The organism is Pseudomonas sp. MWU13-2100 (assembly GCF_023242365.1).
In the GTDB taxonomy this organism is placed as follows: Bacteria; Pseudomonadota; Gammaproteobacteria; order Pseudomonadales; family Pseudomonadaceae; genus Aquipseudomonas.
The window spans coordinates 283,653-309,087 of record NZ_JALLIX010000001.1 but is presented as its reverse complement, the minus strand read 5'-3'; the positions used below and the strand labels follow the sequence as shown (position 1 = coordinate 309,087).

General features: G+C 61.7%; 28 protein-coding genes. All 28 read right to left on the bottom strand.

Annotated elements, in window-relative coordinates:
- Positions 1-103: 103 nt before the first annotated feature.
- The 28 genes from flhB to M5B99_RS01390 all read right to left on the bottom strand — a co-directional run bounded on the left by flhB (position 104) and on the right by M5B99_RS01390 (position 25,411).
- Positions 104-1,243: a flagellar biosynthesis protein FlhB gene (gene flhB, locus M5B99_RS01525; protein ID WP_248802309.1), complete on the bottom strand. Its 1,140-nt coding sequence runs from the start codon at positions 1,241-1,243 to the stop codon at positions 104-106.
- Positions 1,244-1,246: 3 nt separating this feature from the next.
- Complete coding sequence (gene fliR / locus M5B99_RS01520; protein WP_248802308.1) at positions 1,247-2,029, bottom strand: flagellar biosynthetic protein FliR; 783 nt, start codon at positions 2,027-2,029, stop codon at positions 1,247-1,249.
- Between the two features lies 1 nt (position 2,030).
- A complete protein-coding gene (fliQ, locus tag M5B99_RS01515) occupies positions 2,031-2,300 on the bottom strand; it encodes a flagellar biosynthesis protein FliQ (protein ID WP_100939027.1) in 270 nt (89 codons plus the stop codon).
- Positions 2,301-2,315: 15 nt separating this feature from the next.
- A complete protein-coding gene (fliP, locus tag M5B99_RS01510) occupies positions 2,316-3,068 on the bottom strand; it encodes a flagellar type III secretion system pore protein FliP (protein ID WP_248802307.1) in 753 nt (250 codons plus the stop codon).
- Positions 3,068-3,502: a flagellar biosynthetic protein FliO gene (gene fliO, locus M5B99_RS01505; RefSeq protein ID WP_248802306.1), complete on the bottom strand. Its 435-nt coding sequence runs from the start codon at positions 3,500-3,502 to the stop codon at positions 3,068-3,070. Before fliO ends, fliP begins: the two co-directional genes overlap by 1 nt.
- On the bottom strand, positions 3,503-3,970 hold the full coding sequence (gene fliN / locus M5B99_RS01500; protein WP_248802305.1) for a flagellar motor switch protein FliN: 468 nt from the start codon (positions 3,968-3,970) through the stop codon (positions 3,503-3,505). It abuts the gene before it with no gap.
- 56 nt (positions 3,971-4,026) lie between these two features.
- Positions 4,027-4,995 carry a flagellar motor switch protein FliM gene (gene fliM, locus M5B99_RS01495; RefSeq protein WP_218224102.1) on the bottom strand — a complete coding sequence of 323 codons (969 nt, stop codon included), beginning with the start codon at positions 4,993-4,995 and terminating at the stop codon, positions 4,027-4,029.
- 9 nt (positions 4,996-5,004) lie between these two features.
- Positions 5,005-5,511 carry a flagellar basal body-associated protein FliL gene (gene fliL, locus M5B99_RS01490; RefSeq protein ID WP_248802304.1) on the bottom strand — a complete coding sequence of 169 codons (507 nt, stop codon included), beginning with the start codon at positions 5,509-5,511 and terminating at the stop codon, positions 5,005-5,007.
- 188 nt (positions 5,512-5,699) lie between these two features.
- A complete protein-coding gene (locus M5B99_RS01485; RefSeq protein ID WP_248802303.1) occupies positions 5,700-7,166 on the bottom strand; it encodes a flagellar hook-length control protein FliK in 1,467 nt (488 codons plus the stop codon).
- A gap of 103 nt (positions 7,167-7,269) precedes the next feature.
- Positions 7,270-7,614: an Hpt domain-containing protein gene (locus M5B99_RS01480; protein ID WP_248802349.1), complete on the bottom strand. Its 345-nt coding sequence runs from the start codon at positions 7,612-7,614 to the stop codon at positions 7,270-7,272.
- A 41-nt stretch (positions 7,615-7,655) separates the two neighbouring features.
- Positions 7,656-9,362 carry a SpoIIE family protein phosphatase gene (locus M5B99_RS01475; protein WP_248802302.1) on the bottom strand — a complete coding sequence of 569 codons (1,707 nt, stop codon included), beginning with the start codon at positions 9,360-9,362 and terminating at the stop codon, positions 7,656-7,658.
- Between the two features lie 4 nt (positions 9,363-9,366).
- Positions 9,367-9,672 carry an STAS domain-containing protein gene (locus M5B99_RS01470; RefSeq protein ID WP_040069840.1) on the bottom strand — a complete coding sequence of 102 codons (306 nt, stop codon included), beginning with the start codon at positions 9,670-9,672 and terminating at the stop codon, positions 9,367-9,369.
- 88 nt (positions 9,673-9,760) lie between these two features.
- Positions 9,761-10,210 carry a flagellar export protein FliJ gene (gene fliJ, locus M5B99_RS01465; protein WP_248802301.1) on the bottom strand — a complete coding sequence of 150 codons (450 nt, stop codon included), beginning with the start codon at positions 10,208-10,210 and terminating at the stop codon, positions 9,761-9,763.
- A gap of 6 nt (positions 10,211-10,216) precedes the next feature.
- On the bottom strand, positions 10,217-11,575 hold the full coding sequence (gene fliI, locus M5B99_RS01460) for a flagellar protein export ATPase FliI (RefSeq protein ID WP_248802300.1): 1,359 nt from the start codon (positions 11,573-11,575) through the stop codon (positions 10,217-10,219).
- Positions 11,565-12,347: a flagellar assembly protein FliH gene (fliH, locus tag M5B99_RS01455; RefSeq protein WP_248802299.1), complete on the bottom strand. Its 783-nt coding sequence runs from the start codon at positions 12,345-12,347 to the stop codon at positions 11,565-11,567. The genes fliI and fliH overlap by 11 nt, the downstream gene beginning before the upstream one ends.
- 10 nt (positions 12,348-12,357) lie before the next feature.
- Positions 12,358-13,377: a flagellar motor switch protein FliG gene (gene fliG / locus M5B99_RS01450; protein ID WP_248802298.1), complete on the bottom strand. Its 1,020-nt coding sequence runs from the start codon at positions 13,375-13,377 to the stop codon at positions 12,358-12,360.
- Positions 13,370-15,157 carry a flagellar basal-body MS-ring/collar protein FliF gene (gene fliF, locus M5B99_RS01445; RefSeq protein ID WP_248802297.1) on the bottom strand — a complete coding sequence of 596 codons (1,788 nt, stop codon included), beginning with the start codon at positions 15,155-15,157 and terminating at the stop codon, positions 13,370-13,372. The genes fliG and fliF overlap by 8 nt, the downstream gene beginning before the upstream one ends.
- Before the next feature lie 21 nt (positions 15,158-15,178).
- Positions 15,179-15,508 (bottom strand): flagellar hook-basal body complex protein FliE, encoded by a 330-nt coding sequence (gene fliE, locus M5B99_RS01440; RefSeq protein WP_248802296.1) that lies wholly within the window; start codon positions 15,506-15,508, stop codon positions 15,179-15,181.
- A 132-nt stretch (positions 15,509-15,640) separates the two neighbouring features.
- Positions 15,641-17,053 (bottom strand): sigma-54-dependent response regulator transcription factor FleR, encoded by a 1,413-nt coding sequence (fleR, locus tag M5B99_RS01435; RefSeq protein ID WP_248802295.1) that lies wholly within the window; start codon positions 17,051-17,053, stop codon positions 15,641-15,643.
- Entirely contained in the window at positions 17,053-18,246 is a 1,194-nt protein-coding gene (locus tag M5B99_RS01430; protein ID WP_248802348.1) for a sensor histidine kinase, read from the bottom strand. Before M5B99_RS01430 ends, fleR begins: the two co-directional genes overlap by 1 nt.
- A 128-nt stretch (positions 18,247-18,374) precedes the next feature.
- The gene (locus M5B99_RS01425; RefSeq protein WP_248802294.1) at positions 18,375-19,850 is read right to left on the bottom strand and encodes a sigma-54 dependent transcriptional regulator; all 1,476 of its coding nucleotides are present in this window, start codon (positions 19,848-19,850) and stop codon (positions 18,375-18,377) included.
- Between the two features lie 171 nt (positions 19,851-20,021).
- Positions 20,022-20,318 carry a flagellar protein FliT gene (locus M5B99_RS01420; RefSeq protein WP_248802293.1) on the bottom strand — a complete coding sequence of 99 codons (297 nt, stop codon included), beginning with the start codon at positions 20,316-20,318 and terminating at the stop codon, positions 20,022-20,024.
- A gap of 10 nt (positions 20,319-20,328) precedes the next feature.
- Positions 20,329-20,724: a flagellar export chaperone FliS gene (gene fliS / locus M5B99_RS01415; RefSeq protein ID WP_248802292.1), complete on the bottom strand. Its 396-nt coding sequence runs from the start codon at positions 20,722-20,724 to the stop codon at positions 20,329-20,331.
- A gap of 132 nt (positions 20,725-20,856) precedes the next feature.
- Entirely contained in the window at positions 20,857-22,281 is a 1,425-nt protein-coding gene (gene fliD, locus M5B99_RS01410) for a flagellar filament capping protein FliD (protein ID WP_248802291.1), read from the bottom strand.
- 82 nt (positions 22,282-22,363) lie between these two features.
- Entirely contained in the window at positions 22,364-22,735 is a 372-nt protein-coding gene (locus M5B99_RS01405) for a flagellar protein FlaG (RefSeq protein ID WP_248802290.1), read from the bottom strand.
- A 73-nt stretch (positions 22,736-22,808) separates the two neighbouring features.
- Positions 22,809-23,660 (bottom strand): flagellin domain-containing protein, encoded by an 852-nt coding sequence (locus tag M5B99_RS01400; protein WP_248802289.1) that lies wholly within the window; start codon positions 23,658-23,660, stop codon positions 22,809-22,811.
- Positions 23,661-23,852: 192 nt separating this feature from the next.
- On the bottom strand, positions 23,853-24,122 hold the full coding sequence (locus tag M5B99_RS01395) for a hypothetical protein (protein ID WP_248802288.1): 270 nt from the start codon (positions 24,120-24,122) through the stop codon (positions 23,853-23,855).
- Positions 24,119-25,411 (bottom strand): motility associated factor glycosyltransferase family protein, encoded by a 1,293-nt coding sequence (locus M5B99_RS01390; RefSeq protein ID WP_248802287.1) that lies wholly within the window; start codon positions 25,409-25,411, stop codon positions 24,119-24,121. The genes M5B99_RS01395 and M5B99_RS01390 overlap by 4 nt, the downstream gene beginning before the upstream one ends.
- Positions 25,412-25,435: the final 24 nt, after the last annotated feature.

Below are 25,435 nucleotides of genomic sequence, written 5' to 3'. Positions count from 1 at the left end.
AACCCTTGTGGATAACGGATTGTCCGCGAGGTATTTAGCGTTCTCACGAGCCTCTTCGCGAGCAAACTCTGCCCCGGAGGTTTGCATGTAGCGCCTGGTCGACTCAGGAATCGCGGCGCAGATCCGGCGGAATCGGCAGGTCTCCCTTAAGCGGATCGGGGCGCTTGCCCTTGCCGGCGCGGTACTGACGGATCTGGAAGACGTATGCCAGCACCTGCGCCACCGCCAGGTACAGGCCCGCCGGAATCTCCTGATCCAACTCGGTGGAGTAGTAGATCGAGCGCGCCAGGGCCGGCGACTCGAGCAGCAGGATGTCGTGTTCGACGGCGATCTCGCGGATTTTCAGCGCCAGGAAGTCGCTGCCCTTGGCCAGCAATACCGGCGCCCCGCCCTTATCCGCATCGTATTTGAGCGCCACGGCATAGTGGGTCGGGTTGGTGATCACCACATCCGCCTCGGGAATCGCCGCCATCATCCGCCGCTGGGACATTTCACGTTGCAACTGGCGAATCCGCTGCTTGACCTCCGGCCGACCCTCCTGGTCCTTGTGCTCGTCACGTATTTCCTGCTTGGTCATCAGCAAGCGCTGGTGGGCTGTATAGAGCTGCACCGGTACATCCACCGCGGCAATGATCAACAGCCCCAGGGACATCCACAAGGTACTCCAGCCCACCACCTGCAGGCTGTGGATGACCGCCGACTCCAGCGGTTCATGGGCGATCCGTACCAGATCGTCGATATCCGAAGACAGCACCGACAACCCCACGAACAGAATGATGGTGAACTTGCCGACAGCCTTGAGCAGCTCCATCACCGACTTGGCCGAGAACATCCGCTTGATCCCCGGGAAGGGGTTCATCCGGCTGAACTTCGGCGCCATGGCACTGGCCGAGAACAACCACCCTCCAAGGGCGATCGGCCCGATCAGGGCCGCGGCCAGAGCGGTCAGCAGGATCGGCTGCACTGCCCAGATCGCCATTTCCCCGGAGCGCAGAAGAAAAATCCCCATATAGCGCTGATCGAGCACGACTTCCCGGCTCAGGGTGAAGTTCATGCGCATCAATTCGGCCAGATCCTGGGCCAGGGCGCCGCCGAACACCAGCAACGCACCGGCACCGGCCATCATCACGGCAAAGGTGTTGAGCTCCTTGGAACGGGCAACCTCACCCTTCTCGCGGGCATCTCTTTTCTTCTTCTCCGTGGGGTCTTCTGTCTTGTCCTGGCCACTCTCGCTCTCTGCCATGGCTCAGCGCACCCGTGCCAGTTCGCGTAAAAACTGCAGGGCCTCGACAGCCAGCGGTTGATACTGGTTGAGAATGTCGCCCAGGCTGATCCAGAGAATGACCATCCCCAGCACCAGGATCAGCGGAAAACCAATGGAGAAGATGTTCAACTGCGGCGCGGCACGGGTCATGATGCCGAACGCGATGTTCACCACCAGCAACGCGGTGATCGCCGGCAGCACCAGCACCAACGCCGCTCCGAGCACCCAGCCGAGCTTGCCGGAGAGCACCCATAAATCCGTGGTCGACAGCCCGCTGCCCACCGGAAAGGTGGTGAAACTCTCGGTCAGCACTTCGATGACCACCAGGTGACCGTTCATGGCCAGGAACATCAATGTCACCAGCATGGTGAAGAACTGCCCGATCACCGCCGCCGAAACCCCATTGACCGGGTCGACCATGGACGCGAAGCCCATGCCCATCTGGATCGCGATAATCTGCCCGGCCACCACAAAGGCCTGGAAAAACAATTGCAGGGAAAAACCAAGCAAGGCGCCGAAAATGATCTGCTCGGCGATCAGCAGCAGCCCGCTCAGGTCCAGCGGATGCACCTCGGGCATCGGCGGCAGGCCCGGGGCGATGACCACCGTGATTGCCAGGATGAAATACATGCGGATCCGTCGCGGCAACAGGGTGGTCCCGAAGACCGGCATGGTCATGATCACCGCGCCAACCCGGAACGCCGGCAGCATGAAGCTCGCGACCCAGCTGCTGATCTGCGTATCGGTCAGCGCGAGCAGCGACATATCAGCCGATGACCTGTGGAATGCTGCCGTACAGCGACAGGATGTACTCCATGAACTTCTGCACCAACCAAGGCCCGGCGACGATCAGGGTGACCAGCATCACCAGCATGCGCGGCAGGAAGCTCAGGGTCTGTTCGTTGATCTGGGTGGCAGCCTGGAATATCGCCACAATCAAGCCCACCACCAGGCTCGGGATCACCAGCACGGCAACCATCAGGGTGGTCAGCCAGAGGGCATCACGGAATATGTCGACTGCGACTTCAGGAGTCATTGCACGCCACTCGTTCTAGACACCGCCAAAACTGCCGGCCAGGGTACCGATGATCAAGGCCCAGCCATCCACCAGCACAAACAGCATGATCTTGAACGGCAGGGAAATAATCAGCGGCGACAGCATCATCATCCCCATGGCCATCAGCACACTGGCCACCACCAGGTCGATGATCAGGAAGGGAATGAAGATCATGAAGCCGATCTGGAACGCTGTCTTCAATTCCGAAGTCACGAAGGCCGGCACGATAATGGTCAGCGGCGCCTGGTCGGGCGTGGCGATGTCCGTGCGCTTGGACAGGCGCATGAACAGCTCCAGGTCACTGCTGCGAGTCTGCGCCAGCATGAAGTCCTTGATCGGTCCCTCGGCCTTGAGCACGGCGTCCTGGGCCGTCATCTTTTCGGCCAGATACGGTTGCAGGGCATCATGGTTCACCTTGTCGAAGACCGGCGCCATGATGAACATGGTCAGGAACAATGCCATGCCGGTGAGGATCTGGTTCGACGGCGTCGACTGCAGGCCCAGGGCCTGGCGCAAGATCGAGAAGACAATGATGATGCGGGTGAAGCTGGTCATCAGCATGACGAAAGCCGGGATAAAACTCAGCGCCGTCATGATCAGCAGGATTTGCAGGTTGACCGAATATTCCTGCTGGCCGTTGGCCCCGGTGCCAAGGGTGATCGCCGGGATCGACAATGGATCGGCCGCCAGCGCCAGAGGCGCCGCCAGCAACAAGGCCAACGTCAGGATTAACCGCAAAGCGCCCATCACTTCTTATCCTTACCCAGCAATTCCATCAGGCGTTGAGCGAACTCAGGCGTGGCCTGCTCGCCGCTCGGCACCTGGACCGGTTCCTTGAGCACATGCAGCGGGGTAATGGTGCCCGGCGTCAGTCCAAGCAGGATCTGCTCGTTGCCGACCTGCACCAGCACCAGGCGGTCACGCGGCCCGAGGGCGCGCGAGCCGATCAGCTCGATGACCTGCCGCCCCTTGGCCCCAGGCCCGACCTGCTGCATGCGACGCAACAGCCAGGCGAGGACAAAGATGATCCCCAGCACCAGCAGCAGGCCGAGCACCAGTTGCGTCAACTGCCCGGCCATGCTGCCCGGCGCGCTCGGCGTGGCGACGGCCGCCGTGGCGAGCGGTTCCGCCGCCCAGGCACTGAGCGGCGCCAGCAGGAAGATGCCGAGAAGCCGGCTCATTCAGCGCAACTTCTTGATGCGTTCGCTCGGACTGATCACGTCGGTCAGACGGATACCGAATTTTTCGTTGACCACCACCACTTCACCGTGGGCGATCAGCGTGCCATTGACCAGTACATCCAACGGCTCGCCGGCCAGGCGATCAAGTTCGATCACCGAACCCTGGTTCAATTGCAGCAGGTTGCGGATGTTGATATCGGTGCTGCCGACTTCCATGGAGATCGACACCGGGATATCGAGGATCACTTCCAGGTTCGGGCCGTCCAGGGTCACCGGATCGTTGTTCTTCGGCACGCTGCCGAACTCTTCCATGGGCAGGCGGCTTCCGCCCGACGAATTGCCGGAGTCAGCCGCCAGCAAGGCATCGATATCGGACTGGCCGGCATCGCCGGTTTCTTCCAGCGCAGCCGCCCACTCGTCGGCCAGGGCCTGGTCGTCCGGGGAAGTCATATCGTTATCATTAGCCATCAGTTGTCCTCGGCGAGCAGAAATTCAGTTAACACAACACTTTCCTGACCGGCACCCTAGCGGCGCCCGATCGACTCAATCACTTGCAGCGCCAGGTTGCCCTTGTGGGAACCGAGCTTGACCTTGAACGACGGCACGCCATTGGCACGCATCACCATCTCTTCCGGCAGTTCCACCGGAATCACGTCACCGGGCTGCATGTGCAGGATGTCCCGCAGGCGCAACTGCCGACGGGCGACCGTGGCACTGAGCGGCACGGCCACATCGAGCACGTCTTCGCGCAGGGCCTTGACCCAGCGTTCGTCCTGGTCGTCCAGGTCCGACTGGAAACCGGCGTCGAGCATTTCCCGCACCGGCTCGATCATCGAGTACGGCATGGTCACGTGCAGGTCGCCGCCACCGCCGTCGAGTTCGATATGGAAGGTCGACACCACCACTGCCTCGCTGGGACCGACGATGTTGGCCATGGCCGGGTTCACTTCCGAGTTGATGTACTCGAAATTGACTTCCATGATCGCCTGCCAGGCTTCCTTGAGGTCGATGAACGCCTGCTCCAGCACCATGCGCACCACCCGTAGTTCGGTGGGGGTGAATTCACGGCCTTCGATCTTGGCGTGGCGGCCGTCACCGCCGAAAAAGTTGTCCACCAGCTTGAACACCAGCTTGGCGTCGAGAATGAACAGGGCGGTGCCGCGCAACGGCTTGATCTTCACCAGGTTGAGGCTGGTAGGGACATAGAGTGAGTGCACGTATTCGCCGAACTTCATCACCTGGACGCCACCGACCGCCACGTCAGCGGAACGGCGCAGCATGTTGAACATGCTGATGCGGGTGTAGCGGGCGAAACGCTCGTTGATCATTTCCAGGGTCGGCATGCGTCCGCGGACGATGCGATCCTGGCTGGTCAGGTCGTAACTTTTGACACTGCCGGGCTCGGCAGCGGTTTCGGTCTGTACCAGACCGTCATCGACGCCATGCAAGAGGGCGTCGATCTCATCCTGGGACAGCAGATCCTGCACGGCCATGTCGTGATCCTACTGCAATACGTAGTTAGTGAAGAGCAGCTGTTCAATCACCACTTTGCCGACTTCCTTCTGCGCCACTTCCTGCACGCTGGCAGTGGCTTTCTGGCGCAGCAGTTCCTGGCCGACCGGAGTCGCGAGGGTTTCGTAGGTCTGACCGGAGAACAGCATCACCAGGTTGTTGCGGATCACCGGCATGTGCACCTTGAGGGCATCCAGGTCGGCCTGGTTACGCGCCAGCAAGGTGATGCTCACCTGCATGTAGCGCTGGCGGCCGCTGGCATCCTTGAAGTTGGTGACAAAGGCCGGGGCCATGGGCTCGAAAATCGCAGGCTGCTTGCCGCTGGTGGCGGCTTCGACCGGCGCCGCTGCCGGCTTGTTCTGGGCATTGTGCATGAAGTACCAGGTCGCGCCCACCGACAAGCCGATGGCCAGCAGCACGCCCAGCACAATGACGATGATCAGCTTGAGTTTGCTTTTACTGCCGGGTTCTTTTACCGCTGCTTCGCTCTTCGCCATGCCAATAATCCGTCACTATTCGATTTTTCATAGTCGCACGGCAAGGCAGGAGCAAGTGTTATGCCAGATCGGGCATGAGGGAAATACAGCCTTTGAAATACGGCGGTACCTGTAGGAGCCGGCAAGCCGGCGCCTACAGTGTGGCGCACACCGAAAAACCCCAAGTACACCGCAGGTTTAGTGCGACATCAGGCGTAATAGTCGACCGCGCTGGAGCCCACCACCACACTGGAACTGACCGCCGTCGCTTCGCTGACCGCGGCAATCGACAGGTCATCCTGGCTGTCGCCACCAAGGCTACCGCCACTGCTGCGGCCTTTGTGCGCCTGCTGCTGTTGCTGCTGCGCCCCCTGGCCCTGGCCGGCCCAACCACGGGCCTGGTCGGAAACGCTGACATCAGCCTGCCCCAGGCCCTGCTGTTGCAGCATGTCACGCAGACGCGGCATGTTACCTTCGAGAGCATCGCGCACCCCAGCGTGGGCGCTGATGAAACTGATCTGCGTCGGCTGATCGGCCGACATGTTCACCTTGATATCCAGGCGCCCCAGTTCGGCGGGCTGCAACTGGATCTCCGCCGACTTGAGGTTGGCGCTGGACAGATACATGACCCGATTGACCACCTCCTCGCTCCAGCCGCTCTGGTGCATCGCCAACGGCTGGTTGACCGGTAGTGCATTCGCGGTCTTGGGCGTGGCCGCCTGGGTCAGGGCCGCCAGGCGATTGGCGAAGTCATCGACCCGGGTATCGCTGGAAGCACTTTTGATGTCCTTGAGACCGTCATCGATCAGGGTCTTGAAGGATTTGTCGCCGCCCTGGTCGCTGCTGCCGGGATCGGTCTTCTGATCAAGCATTGTCACGACGTTACTGGCCTGATTCTGTGCCAGTGTCGAATCGGTGGCGTCGATATTGGTGTTGTCGCCGGATTTCGCCGAGGTCTGGCTACCGCTCGATACATGACCGCCGTGCTCCATGGCCAGGCGTACCGCCGGCAGGTTATCCAGCGGATCAGAGGCCGGATCGAAATTATCGCCAGCAACCGGAGCCGTCACGACAGCCGGCTTGGCCGCGGCGCTGACCGCTGCCGCCAACGGTGCCTGGGCCGGGTCGACCGGGGCTGCCGGAGCCGGGGTCGCTGAGGTCGCGGCAGCCTGGAGCACGGCCGGGTCAACGGTCGGGTCCGGCGTCGCCACGGCGACGGGCGTATCGGTCGTCGTGGTAGTGGTGTCATCGCCGGAAGCCGTCTTGTCGCCAGGCTTCGTCGTATCGGTCGAGGTCGTCGTGCCATCGGCCGCGGTCTTGTCAGAGGCCCCCTTGTCATCGGCGGTCGCCGTCTTGCCATCCACCTTGGTCGACTTGTCGGCAGGCAAGGATTTGCCGCTATCGGCAACCGCCGACTGTGGGGCGGCATCCTGGTTATTGGCTTTGCTGGCCGGCGCGTCCGGCTTCGACGGCGCTACCGGGGCCTTGTCCGCCATCGGCTTGGGCGGATTGAAGGCGGCCGTGAGCGGATTGCTCTGGGTGTTCCGGTAGACCTGCGCAAAGCTGAAAGCATTGTCCTTGGGCGGCGCGACAACGGCCGACGGGGGAATGACAGAGTCCGCCTGCGGCTTGACGGCAGCGTTGGCCTGGAGGAGCGAATTAGGGACGAATGACATTGGTACGGTCTCCGCTGCACAGGGGTCGTAAGTACAGTGCAGGGAACAACAGCAAGGTTCGGGCCATCTTTGCCCGAACGACTCAGGCGCGCGCCCTTCGAGGCTAAGGCCTGACGGGAAAGCGCTCGCGCTCGATCTCGTAAAAGCGCCGCACCACGGCATATTCACGGTCAATCTGGTTGATCAGCTCTTCGACACCGGCCAACGGCAATTGCCCGGCAAGCAGTTCCAACTGCCGGCAAAGCTCGGCCAGGCGCAACGCCCCCATGTTGCTGCTGCTGCCCTTGAAACTGTGGGCCGCCGCTCCGAGGTCCGCAGCATTGCTCGCCTGGTGCAACTGCCCCAGGCGCTTGCTCGAATCTTCCAGAAAGGTATCCAGCAACAGCGGATACTCATCCTCCATGATGTCTTGCAATGCACTGAGTGCATCGCGATCCAGATGCTCCATATCGTTGTTCACTTGATCGCTCCCTGCTTAAAACCCACGAATTATGCCTGAGCCTCCCACGAAAACTCCACGTGGGCACTGCGCCCATTGTCCGACCAAAAGGCATTGCGGCCGAGCCGACGCACCAGCCCCACACCGCGCCCCGACAGCCGGTCGACCGTCACGGGCCGTTCCATCACCTTGGTCACGTCAAAACCATTGCCGCTGTCATCGACCTGTATGCTCAAGCGACCGCCCTCGCCTTGCGGGATCACCTGCAGGCGCACACGGACGAATCCCTCTTCCAGTTCGAGCAGACGCCGATTGCGTTGTTCATAGTATTGCGCAAATCCCCGCACATCGCGCTTGAGGCTCGAATCCAGGCCGAGGACACCATGTTCCAGGGCGTTGGAGTAAAGCTCGGCGAGAACGCTGTAGAGCGCCCCGCTCTGCGTGCGCAAACCATGCACCTCCATCAGCAGTTGCAACATGTACGGCAACGGATTGAAGCGCTTGAGCGTCGCCGCGCGAAACTCGAAACTCACCGACCAGTCCAGAGGACAGGATTCACCGCTGTCGGAATAGATCATGGCGTTCGGCAATTGCCGCGTCGGCGCCGGCAGACTGACCTGGACCATGCTGACATCATCCCGGGCTTCGCCGCGAAAGCGATGCAAGGCCTCCTGGATGTCCTCGAACAGGCGATCCGGCTCCCGATTGGCAGCAAAAACCTGCTGCAGGCGCTCCACGCCAAACAACTGTTCGTCGCTGTCGCAGGTATCGATCACCCCATCGGAGAGCAGGAAGACCCGGTCGCCCTGAGCCATGGGGTAGACATCGGTGCGGTGGTCGAACGATTCGGCCCCCAGCACCCCCAGGGGGAGGTTGCGCGCCACCAGTGGCTGACGCTCTCCCGTGGCCACCCGATGCAGGTAGCCGTCCGGCATGCCGCCATTCCACACCTCCACCACCTGGCGCTGCGAGCTCAGGCAGAGAAAGGTCGCGCAGCAGAACATGTCCACCGGCAGGATGCGCTTGAGCTTGGCATTCATCTCCCGCAGGGTTTCCGCCAGACCATAGCCCTTGGCGGTCATGCCGTAGAACACTTCCGCCAGTGGCATCGCCCCGACCGCCGCCGGCAGGCCATGGCCGGTGAAGTCGCCGAGCAGCACGTGCATGTCGCCGGCCGGGGTATAGGCCGCCAGCAACAGGTCGCCGTTGAACAGCGCATAAGGCGATTGCAGATAGCGGATATTCGGCGCGTTCAGGCAGCCGGAGTGGGCCACCTTGTCAAACACCGCCTTGGCCACCCGCTGCTCGTTGAGCAGGTAGTCATGGTGCCGGGCAATCAGGTCGCGCTGTTGCAGGACGGTGTCCTGCAGGCGCCGGAGGCGGTCCATGGCCTTGATCTTGGCCCCGAGGATCACCTGGTTGTAGGGTTTTTCCAGAAAGTCGTCGCCGCCAGCTTCCAGGCAGCGCACCAGTCCATCGACTTCGGTCATGGAGGTCAGGAAGATGATCGGCACCAACGACTCACCGGCCAGCACCTTGATCTGGCGCGCCGCCTCGAAACCGTCCATCACCGGCATCATCGCGTCCATCAGCACCAGCTGTGGCCGCTGCGCCTCGAACAGGGCAACGGCCTCGGCGCCATTGCTGGCGGTCAGCACCCCATGCCCCTGACGCCTGACAATGCTCGAGAGCAGCAACCGATCAGCCGCGCCATCCTCGGCGATCAATACCGTCAGCGACTCCGCTCCCGACTGCATGAGGTCAGCCGATGTCGAAGAGTTTGTCGAAATTGGAAATGGCGAGGATCTTGCGCACGTCCGAGTTGCTGTTGATCACCCGTACATCGGAATGATCACCACCGGCGTGATCGCGCAACAAGAGCAACATACCCAGCGCGGAGCTGTCCAGATAGGTCGCCTCCTTCAGATCGACCACAATGGACGACGGTTTCTTGGCAAGTCCCTCGTAAGACTCACGAAATTCCTGATGCCGGCCAAAATCGAAACGCCCCTTGATCGAGATCGTCAATTTTGCGCCATCGGGCGATACTTCTGCGACTACAGCCATGATCCAGCTTCCTTGTCAGTGGCGACGTGTACAAGGTTTAGCACCCCGCCGAAGGTAGGGCAACCGTGAGCGTCAAAATTCCTGCAGATCAATACGGACTCTGCCGCGGTAAACGCTGGGAAAGCTCATCCAGCAACTTTTGTTCACGCTTGTCTTCCAGCTGGCGCGCCTCGTCGACATAACGTTGTACCAGCTTGCGCAGGCCTTCGACCCGGGCATAGGCCTGCTGCCAGGCTTCGCGCGCCTTGTCGAGGTTGTTCTGGTGCCAGGCCAGGCTCTGGCGCTGCTGACCGACCGCGGTATCCAGCTGGGTGAGGAACTGCTGGTAGCCCAACAGCCATTGGCCGGAGACCCCGAGACTGCCACGCTGGATCCACTGTTCCTGGTATTCGAGGCGAAAGCGCTCGAGGTCTTCCAGCTTGTTTTGCGCAACCCGCACCTGCCCCTGGAAATAGCCGAGACGCTGGACCGCGGTGCGCTCGGTGCTTTCGGCCATATCGACCACCGGGGCCAGGCGTGCGGCGCGACTCTGGGCCATGATCGATTAACCGCCGGCCGCGGGAGCGAACACCGACGCCAGATGCGCCTCGCTTTCACCCAGGCTGACATTGTCGTTCAGCCCCTGGCGCAGGTACTGGACCATCGCCGGCTGCAAGGCAATCGCGGTGTCGGTCTCGCGGTCGCCGCCGGCGACATAGGCACCGACGCTGATCAGGTCGCGACTCTGCTGGTAACGCGACCAGAGCTGTTTGAAGTGCTGGGCGCGGCTCATATGTTCGGGGCTGACCACCGCCGGCATGACCCGGCTGATGGACGCTTCGATATCAATCGCCGGGTAATGGCCCTCCTCGGCCAGGCGCCGGGACAGGACGATATGGCCGTCGAGCACCCCCCGCGCCGAGTCGGCAATCGGATCCTGCTGGTCGTCACCTTCGGAGAGCACGGTGTAGAACGCGGTGATCGAGCCACCGCCGGCCTCGGCGTTACCGGCCCGTTCCACCAGTTTGGGCAACTTGGCGAACACTGAGGGTGGATAACCCTTGGTCGCCGGCGGCTCGCCGATGGCCAGGGCGATTTCGCGCTGGGCCTGGGCGAAACGGGTCAGGGAATCCATGAGCAGCAGGACATTCTTGCCCTTGTCGCGGAAATACTCGGCAATTCGCGTGCAGTACATGGCCGCGCGCAGGCGCATCAGCGGCGCATCATCCGCCGGCGAGGCCACCACCACCGAACGCTTGAGCCCTTCTTCACCGAGGATGTGCTCGATGAATTCCTTTACCTCACGCCCCCGTTCGCCGATCAGGCCGACGACGATGATGTCGGCCTCGGTGAAGCGGGTCATCATGCCCAGCAGCACGCTCTTGCCCACGCCGGTACCGGCGAACAGGCCGAGACGCTGGCCGCGACCGACGGTCAACAGGCCGTTGATACAGCGGATACCCACATCCAGCGGCTGGCTGATAGGGTTGCGGTTGAGCGGGTTGATGGTCGGACCGTCCATCGGCACCCAGTCTTCGGCCTTCATCCCACCCTTGCCGTCAAGGGCACGGCCGGCGCCGTCAAGCACCCGCCCGAGCATGCTCATGCCCATCGGCAGGCGCCCGGTATCGGCCAACGGCACGACCCTGGCACCTGGCGCAATGCCGGCCACGCTGCCCACGGGCATCAGGAACACCTTGCCACCGGAAAAACCCATCACCTCAGCCTCGACCTGCACCGGGTGATAGCTGTCGTCGTTGATCACCATGCAGCGTGCACCCATGGCGGCGCGCAAGCCCTCGGCTTCGAGGGTCAGGCCGACCATGCGCAACAGGCGTCCTTCGAGGATCGGCTGCCCGGGCAGGTCGATGGCTTCGGCATAACCGCTCAAGCGCTTGGCGAAGCTGGTGCGTTCAAGACGCATCGGACAGGTCCGCTTCGGGAGCCGTCATCAGCGCCTCCTCCAACTCCAGGGCCATGTCCGGCAGCGCCGGGTGCAGGGCTTGCTCGTGGAGCTGATCGAACAACTGCGCGATGGCCTTGCTGATACGGGTTTCAATGGTCGCATCGATCCGGCTGTGCTCGGTTTCGATCCGGCACCCGCCGGCCTGCAGGGCCTCGTCCTCGACGATGCGCCAAGTGGCTTCGTGGCGTTCGCGCAGGGCCTTGATCTGGTCGAAGTCCTGGGGGTTGATGTACAGGCGCACATTATCGGCGCCCAGCGGCAACAACTTGAGGGCTTCGCGCAGGACATGCTCGATCTGGCTGGAATCGATCCTCAGCTCGCGCTGGACAACCTCGCGGACCATGTGTTCGACCAGGCCCACCAGGCTCTGCTCGATCTGCCGGTCCTGCTCGGCGATGGGCGCGAACAGATTGCCCATCAGCGCTTCCAGGGCCTTGAGCTTGGCGCTGAGGGCAACTTCGGCTTCCTGGCGGACCTTGAGCTGGGTACTGTGGAAACCTTCGCGTTCGCCCACGGCGAAGCCTTCGTTGTAGGCTTCCTGGCGAATGCTTTCAAGTTCTTCGAGGGTCAGCGGCTGGACTTCTTCCAGCGGCACTTCTTCCATCTCGGCCGGCGCTTCTTCCACCGGCTCGGGCTCGGGCACCTCGACATGCGGGTCGAAGCTGGGCAGCGACCAGAGGTCGAAACCGCCCACGTCCCGGGCGCGGATCAGATCGGTTGGATCAGTCATGGCTTGATCCTTAGATCATCTCTTCGCCGCCCTTGCCGCCGAGCACGATTTCTCCGGCTTCGGCCATACGGCGGGCGATGGTAAGGATTTCCTTCTGCGCGGTCTCCACGTCGCTGACGCGAACCGGACCCTTGGCTTCGAGGTCGTCGCGCAGCAGTTCCGCCGCACGCTTGGACATGTTCTTGAAGATCTTTTCCTTGACGCCTTCGTCGGAGCCCTTGAGCGCCAGCACCAGAACGTCGGAAGACACCTCGCGCAGCAGCGCCTGGATACCGCGGTCGTCGACATCGGACAGGTTGTTGAAGACGAACATGAGGTCTTCGATCTGGGTCGACAGGTCCTCGTCGACTTCGCGGATCGAGTCCATCAACTGGCCCTCGATCGAGCTGTCGAGGAAGTTCATGATGTCCGCGGCACGCTTGATACCGCCCAAGGTGGTGCGAGCGGCGTTGGAGTTGCCGGAGAACTGCTTCTCGAGAATCTGGTTGAGCTCCTTGAGGGCCGCCGGTTGCACCGTGTTCAGCGAGGAGACCCGCAGGATGATGTCCAGGCGCACCTTGTGGTCGAAGTTGTTCAGCACTTCGCCGGCCTGGTCGGGGTCGAGGTAAGCCACGACGATCGCCTGGATCTGCGGGTGCTCATAACGGATCACGTCCGCCACCGCCCGCGGTTCCATCCACTTGAGGCTGTCCAGGCCGCTGGTGTTGCCGCCCAGCAGGATGCGGTCGATCAGGCCGTTGGCCTTGTCTTCGCCCAGGGCCTGGGTGAGCATCTTGCGCACGTAGTCGTCGGAACCGACGCCCAGGCTGGTCTGGTCGCCGACGATCTCGACGAACTCGCTCATGACCTGCTCGACCTGCTCGCGGTGCACGTTGCGCATCTGTGCCATGGCCACGCCGACCCGCTGGACTTCCTTGGGGCCCATGTGGCGCAACACTTGTGCAGCATCGGTGGAGCCCAGCGACAGCAGCAAGATCGCGGCCTTGTCGACCCTGGTCAGCTTCTGGTTGACGACGGCGTTATTACTCATCGGCGTTAATCCACTCTTTGACGACCTGTGCCACACGGCCCGGATCTTCGGCTACCAGACTCTTGATGGCGTTCAGCTGTGCGTCATAGCCTTCGCTCGGGCTCGGCAGCAGGATGCTTTGCGGGCCGCCCAGGCTGACGCGGTCGTTGGCCAGTTCGCCATCCAGGCCGCCCATGCCACCGAGTTCGACGTCGCCGCCGAAACCGGCCAACTGCTTGCCCTTGCCGCCGCCGGTGATGTTGTTGAGCACCGGACGCAGCACACCGAACACCAGCACCAGGATGAACAATACACCCAGTACCTGCTTGACCACATCCCAGAACCAGGGTTGCGAGTAGAACGGAATATCGGCGATCACTTCCCCGCGCTCGGCGGAGAACGGCACGTTGATCACGCTGACGCTGTCGCCACGGCTGGCCTCGAAACCGACGGCGTCCTGGACCAGACGGGTGAAACGCGCCAGTTCGTCGGCGCTCCACGGCGAACGGGTAGTCTCGCCATTGGTCGGGTTGATCTTGACCTGATCATCGACCACCACCGCTACCGACAGACGGGTTACCCGACCCTGCTGTTGCTTGGTGTGGCTGATGGAGCGATCCAGTTCGAAGTTCTTGGTTGACTGTTGACGCTTGTCCGCCGGATACGGCGCCAGCATCGGTTGGCCGGTGGCCGGGTCCATGATCTGCTGGCCGTTGGCATCGAGCAACGGCTGGCCGGCCGCGATGGCACCGGACGAAGCGCCGGCGCCGCCGGTGGTCTGCGGTGCACTGGCCGGGCCGGGCGGTTGGTTGCTCAGGGCCCCCGGCACGCCTTGCGGACCGTTGCTGGCGGTGCGCTGTTCGCTGGTCGACTGCTCGCTGCGCAGCGCTGGCTGGTCAGGGTTGAACTGTTCGGAGGTCGACTCCACCGCGCTGAAGTCCACGTCGGCGGAGACTTCAGCCTTGTAACGATCGTTGCCCAGCACCGGTTGCAGGATATTGTGCACCCGCTGGGTGAGCATGCTTTCCACGCGCCGGCTGTAATCGAACTGCTTGCCGGCCATGCTCAATTCGGAATTCTGCGCCTGATCGGAGAGCAGGTTGCCCTTCTGATCGACGACGGTGACCTGCGACTTGTTGAGCTCCGGAACGCTGGTGGCCACCAGGTTGATAATGGCGAGCACCTGCCCGGGCTCCAGGGAGCGACCGGAATACAGTTCAACCAGGACCGAGGCGCTGGGCTTGCGCTCATCGCGCACGAACACCGAGCTTTTTGGAATCGCCAGATGCACACGGGCACCCTTGACGTTGTTCAGGCTGGAAATGGTCCGCGCCAGTTCGCCTTCCAGGCCGCGACGATAACGGGTCGCCTCCATGAACTGGCTGGTGCCCAGGCCCTGGTCCTTGTCGAGGATTTCGAAACCGATGTTGCCATCGCTCGGCGTCACGCCGGCGGCGGCCAGCTTGAGGCGAGCACGGGAAACGTCATCGGCCTTGACCAGCAGCGCGCCGGAGTTCGGTTCGACGGTGTAGGGAATATCCGCCGCCGCCAGGGTTTCCATGACCTGCTTGGCATCCATGCCGGCCAGGCTGCCATACAGGGGGCGGTAGTCAGGCTGCTGCGACCACAACACCACGGCAAAGCCTATCGCCACGCTGGCCGCCAGGCCGACCATCAGGCCAACCTGACGGAGCATGGTCATTTCGGAAAGATTTTCCAGAAAGGACAACCCGAACAGCGGCGGCTTGCCGTCTGCGGGGCCGGACTTGGCCGGTACGTTATCGGCGAGAACTTCTGCCATGACTATTTACGTCCCTAACCCTTAGACCGGCATCTGCATGATGTCTTGATACGCCTGGACCAACTTGTTGCGCACCTGGGTCAAGGCCTGGAACGAGACGCTGGCTTTCTGCGAGGCGACCATGACGTCCGTCAGGTCGACACCGCTCTTGCCGATTTCGAATGCGGTGGACAGCTGGTTCGACGCCGCCTGCACGCCGTTGACCTTGTTGATGGCATTGCCGAGCAAATCGGAAAAGCTGCTGCCGCTGACTTCCGGCGCGGCTACGGCCGATTTGGGTTGAGCCATGGCATCCATTTGCATGGAGCGCATGTCCAGCATCAATCGATTGAATTCAACACCCTGGCTCATGAACGTCTCTCTCCGGCGACCTGCAATTTTTTGACACTTGTGCATCTGTTAGTGAAGGGTTAGCAACAAGGGTGCCAGCTCCTTGTCGTCCCCGAACAAAATCCGATACACGACACACGAGCCTGAATCGACTTACGTGGCAAACAGATAGGCTTCGACATCCATTCCGGCGTCGCGCATCTGCGCCAGTTTGTAGCGCAGCGTACGCGGGCTGATACCCAGCCGCTCGGCGGCCTCCTTGCGCCGCCCGCGCTCGGCGCGCAGGGTGTCGATGATCATCTGGAATTCGCGCCGACGCAGGTCATCACCCAGGCCACCGGCCTGCTCCCCCGAGACGGCCTCGACCAGCACCGGCTCGCCGACGGGCGGCCGATTGATCACCGCGAGCCCTGGCAATGGCGCCGCGCCGACCGGCCCCACCAGGCAGAAATCCTCGGCCTGGATCAACCCGCCCTGCTGCAGGATCAGCGCCCGCTGGATCGCATTGTCCAGCTCGCGCACGTTGCCCGGCCACGGATAGCCGATCAGGCAAGCCTGCGCCTGGGGCGACAGTCGAACAGAGGCATGTTTCATTTTGGCGCTGTGCTTGGCAAGTAGACGTTCGGCCAGCGGCAGAATATCGGCGGTACGCTCGCGCAACGGACGCCAGGCCAGCGGAAAAACCGACAGGCGATAGTAAAGGTCTTCACGGAAACGCCCTGCCGCCACTTCCCCAGCCAGGTCACGGTTAGTGGTGGCCACTACACGGATGTCCAGGCTGATCGGTTTGCGTGCACCGACCCGCTCGACCTCGCGCTCCTGGAGCACGCGCAACAGCTTGGCCTGGAGCCCCAGGGGCATTTCGGAAATCTCATCGAGCAGGATGGTCCCTCCATCGGCCTGCTCGAACTTGCCGGCCTGGGCGGCGATGGCGCCGGTGAATGAGCCCTTTTCGTGACCGAACAGGGTGGCCTCGAGCATATTGTCGGGAATCGCCGCGCAGTTGATGGCAATAAATGGTTGGCTGGCACGCGGTGATTGCTGATGGATATACCGCGCCAGCACCTCCTTGCCGGTGCCGGACTCGCCGGAAATCAGCACGGTCGAGTCACTGCGCGCCACCCGCGCCGCCAGCTCGAGCAACTGCGCACTGGCCGGCTCCGAGGCGATCGGCCCCTCGCTGTCCACTGCGTTCAACTGCCCCAGGGCATGCCGCGCCACCAGGTCGAGCAAGGCCTTTGGCTCGAACGGTTTGACCAGATAATCGGCCGCGCCCTGGCGCATCGCATCCACCGCCCGCTCCACCGCCCCGTGGGCGGTCATCAGTAATACCGGTAGTTGCGGCTGACGCGCACGCAGCAGGCCGAGCAACTGGTGCCCGTCCATGCCCGGCATATTGACATCACTGATCACCAGGCCGAACGACTCCGCGGCCACCGCCTCCAGCGCCTCCTCGGCCGAACCGACCGCATGGAAGCTATGTCCGGCCAGCAGCAGGGTATCGGCCAGCGCTTCACGCAAGGCATGATCGTCCTCGACCAGCAGGACCTTGAGCAGTGGTTTCATTATTGAGCCTCCATGGCACCCGGAATCAGCGGCAAGCAGACCATCGCACAGGTGCCACGCCCCAGCCGCGATTGCAATTGCATGTCGCCCTGATGCGCCCGGGCAACGGCCTTGACCACGGCCAGGCCGAGGCCGGTGCCAGTGGTCTTGGTGGTAAAGAAAGGTTCGCCCAGGCGCGCCAGCACGGTCGGATCGATTCCCGAGCCATTGTCACTGATGCACAGGCGCAAGGTCGTGCCGCGGGCGTACAGATGCACCTTCAGGCGCACCTCGCCGGTGCTGGCCTGCTGGGCATTTTCGATCAGGTTCAACAGCGCACCCACCAGAGTATCGCGATTGCACAACAATTCACCGACATGACTATCGCACTGCCAGCGCACGGCGGCACCCTGGACATGGATCTGTGCCGCGGCCTGCAGCGCCTGCATCAACCCATTGGGCGTCAGCCGATCGGTCAGCGGCAGCTCGCCACGAGCGAACACCAGCATGTCGCGGACCTGGTGCTCCAACTCGTGCAGGCGCTCCTTCAAGCGCCCGGCAAAGCGCTGCTGGGTCTCGACCGGCAAGACCTGCTCAGTGAGGTGACTGGCATAGAGCAAGGCCGCCGAGAGTGGCGTGCGGATCTGGTGCGCCAGGGATGCGACCATGCGCCCCAGCGACGACAGGCGCTCATGCCGGGCCAGTTGATCCTGCAGGCGACGGGTTTCAGTCAGGTCATTGAGCAACACCAACTGACCCGGTTCGGCATCCAGCGAACGAGTGGAGATCGACAGGCGCCGACCGTCCTTGAGAGAGATTTCATGGCCGTCGTCTTCACGCGGGGCGAAGCAACGGATAATCACCTGGCGCCAGAGCTCGCCCACCAGAGGCAGGCCGAGCAGCTCGCGGGCCGCCGGATTGGCTTCGCTGACGATACCCTGGGAATCGATGACGATGACCCCGCCCGGCAACAGGTCGAGCAGGTTCTGCAAACGATTGGCCAAGCGCTCCTTTTCCGCCAGTTCAGCCATGCGCTGGGCACTGACCACGGCCAGCTCGCCCTTGAGCTCGGTGACCCGGGCTTCGAGCAGACTGTAGGAATCGTTGAGTTGCGCCGACATCTGATTGAACAGCGAGAAGGCCTGCTCCAGCCCCAAGCGACCGGCCGGCTCGACGGACGACGAAGATCCCGCGACTTCAGGGACAGGTGACATCGGGGCGGCTTGGGGCATGGTGCTCTCTCGCTTGGCTGACCGTCATTTAAACGGAACGTTACAAGAGACTTAGCAATACCCGTGCCGGAAAAAAACCTGAAACTTTTCAGCAAGTTGAAAAACGGGCGTCAATCATCCGCCTGCTCATCGCCCTCGCGACGACTCATTCCGTACTTGCGCATCTTCTCCACCAGGGTGGTACGACGGATACGCAGACGCTCGGCGGCGCGGGCGACAATGCCATTGGCATCGTCCAGCGCTTGCTGGATCAGCCCCTGTTCAAGACCACCAAGGTAGTCCTTGAGGTCCAGGCCTTCGGGCGGCAGCATCGCCGAGGTGGTGAAGTCCGGGGTATGGCCATTGATCGCCACCCGCTCCTCGAGGTCGCTGCGCAGGCTGTCCACCAGTTGCTCGTCTTCGTCATCGACGTAGCGGAACTTCTTCGGCAGCTCGGCGACACCGATCACCCCGTACGGATGCATGATTGCCATGCGCTCCACCAGGTTGGCCAGTTCGCGGACATTGCCCGGCCAGGCGTGACGGCACAGCGACATGATCGCCGCCGAGTTGAAACGGATGGAACCGCGCTTTTCGTGTTCCATCCGCGAGATCAATTCGTTCATCAGCAACGGAATGTCTTCGACCCGCTCACGCAACGGCGCCATCTCGATGGGGAACACGTTCAGGCGGTAGTAAAGGTCTTCGCGGAAGCTGCCGACCTCGATCATGCTTTCGAGGTTCTTGTGGGTGGCCGCGATGATGCGTACGTCGATGCTCTGGGTCTTGTTGCTGCCCACGCGCTCGAAGGTACGCTCCTGCAGCACGCGCAACAGCTTGACCTGCATCGGCAGCGGCATGTCGCCGATCTCGTCGAGGAACAGGGTACCGCCGTTGGCCAGCTCGAAACGCCCGGCACGACTGGTGATTGCACCGGTAAAGGCGCCCTTCTCGTGACCGAACAGTTCGCTTTCCAGCAACTCGGCCGGGATCGCCCCGCAGTTGACCGGCACGAACGGCGCGTCGCGGCGCTTGGAGTGATAGTGCAGGTTGCGCGCCACCACTTCCTTGCCGGTGCCGGACTCGCCAAGGATCAGCACACTGGCGTCGGTGTCGGCCACTTGCTGCATCATCTGGCGCACATGCTGGATGGCACGGCTGGTACCGACCAGGCTGCGGAACAGGTTCGGTTCGCGCTGCCGGCCGCGCTCACGGGCCTGGTCGTACATCTCGCGATAGACCTGGGCACGGTGCAGGGAATCGAGCAGCTTGCTGTAGCTGGGAGGCATTTCCAGGCTGGACAAGACCCGGCGGCGCTGGTCTTCAGGCAGGTCGGCAGAAGAAATATCGCCTAAAAGCAGTACCGGAAGGAACTCATCCCAGGTTGAGAGTGTCTTAAGCAAGCCAGTCACTCCGCTCGCGGCATTGGCCGTCCCGATCAGGACGCACAGCACTTCGCGACTGGACGACAAGGCGCCGACCATCTGCTGCCAGTCATCGCTGGTACAGGAAATATTTTCTTCGCCGAGAAAATTTAAGATCACCGCCAGATCCCGGCGGCGAACGCTATCGTCATCAATCAGCAGAATTTTGGTTTCACGCCACATGCAATAGCAACTTCCCTAGTCAACTCGATGCCCGGTATGGGTGGGGCAAGCTAGACATCCGAGGCCGGACAGGGCCTCCAAGGACGACTGAAATCTGGAAACAGCACTAGTTAAGTCAAAAAAGCGTACATAGTCAAATTTATGGCGCAATACGGTTCGATTAACCCAACATTAACCGAACAGATGGTAAACCTTTGCGGCGTTCCTTGCTTGCTGGATCTTCGACATCTCATCGACTATCGATTGCCGTTCGCCCATGGCCGCCTCCAGCAACTGGCGATAGACGTGCAACAATTCCTCAAGCTTGACACGCAGCGCATCCTCATCCAGCGCAGTCTCGCCAAGCACGTCTTCCATGCAAGCGCGGCAGTCCAGATCCAACTGGGTGATTGCTTCCCAGTCACGCCCGGCCAAAGCCCTTACCAGGGCTTCGCGGGTCTCTTCGATACGCTGCAGTACAAGACTCATGATGCACTCCTCAGAACTGCGGGCCCGGTGGTGCGATGGCGTCCCAGCCTTCCTTGACGGTGGTGAGCAGCCCGGCGACTTCGTCGAGCATCCCGATGTCCGACTGGACATTGGCCTGCAGCAGACGCGTCATCATATAGGCGTAAAGACTGTCCAGGTCAGCCAGCGATTCCGCCGAGTTCTCCAAGTCCAGGCCTTCGCGCAACCCACCGACAATATCGATGGCCTTGCCGATGGCGACCCCCTTGGCGGGGATGTCCTTGCGCTCGATGGCACCTTTGGCCTGCGCGATACGATCCAGGCCACCTTCCATCAACATCTGCACCAGTCGGTGAGGACTGGCCTCGGAGGTCTGCGCCTGGGCTCCCACCTTCTGGTATTGCCGAAGGGCTAGCATCGGATTCATGTTCTACCTCATTGCCACTCAAGGGTTCGTATAATTAGTGTATCGCCTTTGAGTCAAAAAACTTTAGACCCAAAAGGCAAAAACCCGGCACGCGGTAAACGCGGCCGGGTTCTTTTGCGATCTACCGGGAGGTTAGCCCGACTTCTGCGCGGTCAGCGAAGTGAAGAACGACGTGATGCTCGTGGCAGTCGCCTTCAACTGCCCGACCAATGCATCCATGGCATTGTACTTGGCCGTCAGGGTCGCAGTCAGGCTCGTGACATGCAGATCCAGCGCCGCTTGCTGACTCGTCAGAGCACTCGCTTGGGTGTTCAAACTGGTGCTGCGCTGATCAAGCAAACCGCCAGTCTGGACGTAGGGAGTGATCGCCGCGGTCATCCGCGCCAACACACCATCCGCCCCCGCCTTGGCGGTGGTACCGGTAAACAGCGTCTGCACCTGGCCGCTCAGACCATCGGTGGTCATGGCCCGGTTGAATGTGGTGGTGTTGAAGTTCAACTGCCCCGTAATCGGATCGGTCCCCACACCCAGTTGCGAGAGCACCGCCAGCTTATTACCCGGTCCGGGCGTAGTGAGCACGCCACGGACACTGGCAATCAGCGCACGAGGCATGGAATCCCCCGTGAACGCCGCCGACACGCTATTACCTTTGGCATCCTTCGTTGGGGTACTGAGGGTGCCGATAGTCGTCATCAGGCTGTTGTAGGCACTCACGAACGTCTGGATCGAGGTCTGCAGACCGCTGGTGTTGGTGCCCACGGTGACCACCGAGGTACCCGTGCCCGAGAGTAGATTCAATGTCATGCCACTGATGGCACCGGTGACGGTATTGGTCTTGCTGGTGACCGTCAGGCCGTCAATGGTGATACTTGCATCCTTGGCCAGACCGTTGACCGCCCCCGAACTTGACGCTGTCGGGGGATTGGCCATCGGCTGGGTACCGTCGATTGTCAGGCCGGCAATACCACTGACCGACAAATCGGAACCCGCGCCAGTGGTGTTGGAGCCGAACACGAGACGCGCAGCGCCGCTACTGTCAGTCACGATGTTGGCGGAAATACCGTTGCCCGCCAGCGTGGAGTTGATCGCGTCACGGGTGCTCTGCAGCGTTGCATTGGCCGGGATGGTGACATTGTAATTAGTGCCATTCTGACTGATAGTCAGGGTACCACTCGGAATGGCACTGGTTGCACCACCGGCAAAAGAAGCACTGGAAACCTTCGAACTCGTGGCGAGATTACCCACCGTAATACTGTAGTTACCGGCTACAGCGGTATTGTCAGTGGTGGCCGTCAATACTGACGGCGATCCGGAGGTGGCCGAGAAGCCGGCGAACTGCGGAGTGGTTGAACTATTGAGGTTGGCCAGTGCGGTCTGGAAGGTCGTCAGTGCACTTTTCAGCGAGCCCACGCCAGAGAGCTTCAGCGTATTGGTTGCTTGCGACGTGGTTATCTGGTTCTGTGCGGCATATTTATCGGCGCCGACCAGCGCGGTCACGATCGAGCCGATATCAAGGCCGGAACCCAGACCCACAGACGGTGTAATTGGACTTGCCATGTTTATCTCCCTTCACTTTGCAGCCAGTCTTTTGACCCTAACCTGCGCCAAAAGTACCTGCACACAGGATTCATGCCAACTGTCAGGCTTTCGCATCAAACAGCACATTGCTCGCTGAACTCAAGCTGTCAGCCAGTTTCAAGGCTTCCTCGGAGGGGATCTGTCGAACCACCTGGCCGCTGTCGCTGGCGATCACCTTGACCACGACTTGCCCGGAGTGCTCGTCGATTGAAAATTCCAGGTTGCGCTTGATCGATTGAACGAACTTTTCGATATCCTGCACAGCCTTTTTGAGTCTGTCGGAAGAATCCGAATCCTTGCTGGTGGCCGAAACGGGTTTTACCGGATCCGCCTGAGGCGCCGCCGTGACCGGTACCGGCTTGTCAGCAACTGGACTGGAACTAGCCGGCGTAACAGCGGGGTAAGACAGACCAAGCTTTACACTCATGTCCATATCCATCACCTCTCAACGTGAAAAAGCGAGAGAGCGTGACCAGCACACCCCCCCGCCAAAACCCATTCCGAAATTACTGAAGCAGCTTCAGTACAGCGGAAGGCAGTTGGTTGGCCTGAGCCAGAACCGAGGTAGAAGCCTGTTGCAGGGTCTGCTGCTTGGTCAGCTCGGCGGTTTCAGCCGCGAAGTCGGTGTCTTGTACGCGACCCTGTGCGGCGGTCACGTTCTGAGTCACGTTGTTCAGGACCGAGATGGTGCTGGTCAGACGGTTCTGCGAAGCACCCAGGTTGGCACGGGTAGCACCGATGGAGGCGATGGCAGCATCGATAGCGGTGATCGCATTGTCGATGTTGGAGGCCGCGGCGGCACTGGTAGCACCGGTCAGAACCAGAGTACCGCTGTCCACGGACATGCTGACGGCGTCGAACTTGGAGCTCAGGGTCAGGCTGATCTGGTTGGCCGAACCGGTGTTGGAACCCACTTGCAAGGTAACCACGCCAGCCGTACCGTTCAGCAGGAACTTGCCGTTGATCTGGGTGCTCGCGGAGATACGGGTCAATTCGTCCGACATCTGGGCGAATTCGGAGTTGGTCGCGGTCTGGTCGGCGGTGCTGTTGGTACCGTTACGGGCTTGAACAGCCAGTTCACGCATACGCTGCAGAATGTCGGTGTCGGTTGCCATCGCGCCGTCAGCGGTCTGTGCCAGGGAGATACCGTCGTTGGCGTTTTTGATCGCAACGGTCTGACCACGGATCTGGCTGCTCATGCGAGTAGAGATCTGCAGGCCGGCAGCGTCGTCCGAAGCGCTGTTGATTTTCAGGCCGGAAGACAGGCGCTGCATGGCGGTGGAGAGAGCGCCGGCTGCGCGGTTCAGGTTCTGCTGAACAGCCAGGGAAGTGACGTTAGTATTTACGCTTAAAGACATGACGAAATCCTCGTTGGTTGGGTACTGCGGCTTCCGGCCCTGGCAAGCGCCGGGTATGGCCTAGAGAACCTTCGTAATAGTTATCGTCGGGATTGCAAGTTGCTTGAGGGCTTTTTTCAAAAATTTTGCCATCACCCTGCCACCCCTTTGAAAACAAGGGCTTGGCGCCCTGCCCCCGGAGGAAAAATGACGTCAGGGAATTGCCGCCGACTCCAGCAGCCCCACCAGTTCGTATTCCATCCAATCGGCCAGCCCCAACCAGTCCTGTGATTCCTGGCAGACCAGCATCCGGGCCAGCAGTTGCGCCCACTGTTGCCGGATCTCCCGCGGCGCAGCCTCCAACGCCAATTGCACGGTGTCGAACACCTCGACCATATTCAGGGCGGCCTCCACATCGCGGCCCAGACGAAACAACCCGGCGCATTCGCGGGCATCCTCGACACACTGCGCCAGCCGGTTCATTGGACAAACTCCTGGTCGAACCCGGCACCGACGATCCGTGCCCCTGCCCGGCTGCTGTTGAGGAACGCCACCTGCGGATGACGGGCGATATAGCGCTCCAGCTCCACCAGATAACGACGGAAGTTCAACTGCGTCCTGACCCGCCGACCCTGACCGTCCAGTACCCAGTGCTGCGCCAGGTCGACACCCGGACCAAGATCGCCATCCTGCCAACCCGCATGGGTCTTGTTCATCGGGAATGCGAAATCGGCGCCGAACAGGGTGATGCGCGCCGCGCCCATCTTCACCGCCAGGTCCACCGCCGGGTGCAGCACGCTGCCGCCGACGAACAACAGGCCGCGCCGGCACTGCTCACGCACCGTGGCATAGATCGGGCTGATGGAATAACTACCATAGCGCGGGCCTTTCCAGGCCTGCAGCACCTGAGGATCGCTCATCGGCATATAGACCAGGGGAATGCCGTCCGAGGCTTCGGGGGGCAAATGCCGGAAACCGATGCGCTGGTCGATGCTGACCACGATATCCGGCCGGATCCCCTGCTCACGCAATGGCCGGTAGGCGGTGTCGACGCTGATGAACAACGGCCGGTCCGGCTGTTCGCCGAGCGCGCGCAACTTGTCGAACTGCTGCTCCAGCGTCGGCCCGGTGCCGATCACATAGATATGCTGCCCCGGGTGCGTCGCAAACAGCTCGGCGACATCGCGGTCCGCGCCAAACACCTCGCGGGAGTCCCGCAGACGCTGGACGATTTCCGTGGACTGCGGGTCGAACTCACGGTTGTTGAAGGTCAGATGTACCTCGCCGACGAGACGATCCCTTATCCGCGCATTGCAATCATCGGCCAGCACCAGTTCGGCCGGCAGGGCAAAAAACGGCAAGAGAATATCGGGATGATCGGCGGCATAGCTCAGTTCGACCCGCGGATCCCTCAGCCAGGACTGTTGATCCAACAGCCCCAGCACCCGCTTGAACAACGCCCCATTGAGGACATGGACACACAGGCGTTGCAGGGTCGGTCGTTCCAGCAGGACCTGTTGCAAATCGCCCAAACCGGTGCCATAGAGATGCAGCAAGAGACTCTCCGGTGGCAGGCTGGCGGCTTGCAGGCGAGCCTCGGCAACGCGATCATGCCGACTGGTGAGCTGGATGCCGCCCACACTCAGGGTCGAGCCCAGCCCTTCCACCAGTTCGACCGGCAATGGCTCGCAGTCCTCGGCCAATAGCCGCGCCAGCAAGCCCGGCCAACGCTCGCCGATGACCTGCAGATTCTGCTCGAAACTTTCGCTCATGCCACCTCACTCAACATCCGCGCA

What these genes read in the sequence shown, in the direction of transcription:
- flhB (WP_248802309.1), bottom strand. Translation starts at nt 1,243, where the DNA reads ATGGCAGAGAGCGAGAGTGGCCAGGACAAGACAGAAGACCCCACGGAG.
- fliR (WP_248802308.1), bottom strand. Translation starts at nt 2,029, where the DNA reads ATGTCGCTGCTCGCGCTGACCGATACGCAGATCAGCAGCTGGGTCGCG.
- fliQ (WP_100939027.1), bottom strand. Translation starts at nt 2,300, where the DNA reads ATGACTCCTGAAGTCGCAGTCGACATATTCCGTGATGCCCTCTGGCTG.
- fliP (WP_248802307.1), bottom strand. Translation starts at nt 3,068, where the DNA reads ATGGGCGCTTTGCGGTTAATCCTGACGTTGGCCTTGTTGCTGGCGGCG.
- fliO (WP_248802306.1), bottom strand. Translation starts at nt 3,502, where the DNA reads ATGAGCCGGCTTCTCGGCATCTTCCTGCTGGCGCCGCTCAGTGCCTGG.
- fliN (WP_248802305.1), bottom strand. Translation starts at nt 3,970, where the DNA reads ATGGCTAATGATAACGATATGACTTCCCCGGACGACCAGGCCCTGGCC.
- fliM (WP_218224102.1), bottom strand. Translation starts at nt 4,995, where the DNA reads ATGGCCGTGCAGGATCTGCTGTCCCAGGATGAGATCGACGCCCTCTTG.
- fliL (WP_248802304.1), bottom strand. Translation starts at nt 5,511, where the DNA reads ATGGCGAAGAGCGAAGCAGCGGTAAAAGAACCCGGCAGTAAAAGCAAA.
- M5B99_RS01485 (WP_248802303.1), bottom strand. Translation starts at nt 7,166, where the DNA reads ATGTCATTCGTCCCTAATTCGCTCCTCCAGGCCAACGCTGCCGTCAAG.
- M5B99_RS01480 (WP_248802349.1), bottom strand. Translation starts at nt 7,614, where the DNA reads ATGGAGCATCTGGATCGCGATGCACTCAGTGCATTGCAAGACATCATG.
- M5B99_RS01475 (WP_248802302.1), bottom strand. Translation starts at nt 9,362, where the DNA reads ATGCAGTCGGGAGCGGAGTCGCTGACGGTATTGATCGCCGAGGATGGC.
- M5B99_RS01470 (WP_040069840.1), bottom strand. Translation starts at nt 9,672, where the DNA reads ATGGCTGTAGTCGCAGAAGTATCGCCCGATGGCGCAAAATTGACGATC.
- fliJ (WP_248802301.1), bottom strand. Translation starts at nt 10,210, where the DNA reads ATGGCCCAGAGTCGCGCCGCACGCCTGGCCCCGGTGGTCGATATGGCC.
- fliI (WP_248802300.1), bottom strand. Translation starts at nt 11,575, where the DNA reads ATGCGTCTTGAACGCACCAGCTTCGCCAAGCGCTTGAGCGGTTATGCC.
- fliH (WP_248802299.1), bottom strand. Translation starts at nt 12,347, where the DNA reads ATGACTGATCCAACCGATCTGATCCGCGCCCGGGACGTGGGCGGTTTC.
- fliG (WP_248802298.1), bottom strand. Translation starts at nt 13,377, where the DNA reads ATGAGTAATAACGCCGTCGTCAACCAGAAGCTGACCAGGGTCGACAAG.
- fliF (WP_248802297.1), bottom strand. Translation starts at nt 15,157, where the DNA reads ATGGCAGAAGTTCTCGCCGATAACGTACCGGCCAAGTCCGGCCCCGCA.
- fliE (WP_248802296.1), bottom strand. Translation starts at nt 15,508, where the DNA reads ATGAGCCAGGGTGTTGAATTCAATCGATTGATGCTGGACATGCGCTCC.
- fleR (WP_248802295.1), bottom strand. Translation starts at nt 17,053, where the DNA reads ATGAAACCACTGCTCAAGGTCCTGCTGGTCGAGGACGATCATGCCTTG.
- M5B99_RS01430 (WP_248802348.1), bottom strand. Translation starts at nt 18,246, where the DNA reads ATGTCACCTGTCCCTGAAGTCGCGGGATCTTCGTCGTCCGTCGAGCCG.
- M5B99_RS01425 (WP_248802294.1), bottom strand. Translation starts at nt 19,850, where the DNA reads ATGTGGCGTGAAACCAAAATTCTGCTGATTGATGACGATAGCGTTCGC.
- M5B99_RS01420 (WP_248802293.1), bottom strand. Translation starts at nt 20,318, where the DNA reads ATGAGTCTTGTACTGCAGCGTATCGAAGAGACCCGCGAAGCCCTGGTA.
- fliS (WP_248802292.1), bottom strand. Translation starts at nt 20,724, where the DNA reads ATGAATCCGATGCTAGCCCTTCGGCAATACCAGAAGGTGGGAGCCCAG.
- fliD (WP_248802291.1), bottom strand. Translation starts at nt 22,281, where the DNA reads ATGGCAAGTCCAATTACACCGTCTGTGGGTCTGGGTTCCGGCCTTGAT.
- M5B99_RS01405 (WP_248802290.1), bottom strand. Translation starts at nt 22,735, where the DNA reads ATGGACATGAGTGTAAAGCTTGGTCTGTCTTACCCCGCTGTTACGCCG.
- M5B99_RS01400 (WP_248802289.1), bottom strand. Translation starts at nt 23,660, where the DNA reads ATGTCTTTAAGCGTAAATACTAACGTCACTTCCCTGGCTGTTCAGCAG.
- M5B99_RS01395 (WP_248802288.1), bottom strand. Translation starts at nt 24,122, where the DNA reads ATGAACCGGCTGGCGCAGTGTGTCGAGGATGCCCGCGAATGCGCCGGG.
- M5B99_RS01390 (WP_248802287.1), bottom strand. Translation starts at nt 25,411, where the DNA reads ATGAGCGAAAGTTTCGAGCAGAATCTGCAGGTCATCGGCGAGCGTTGG.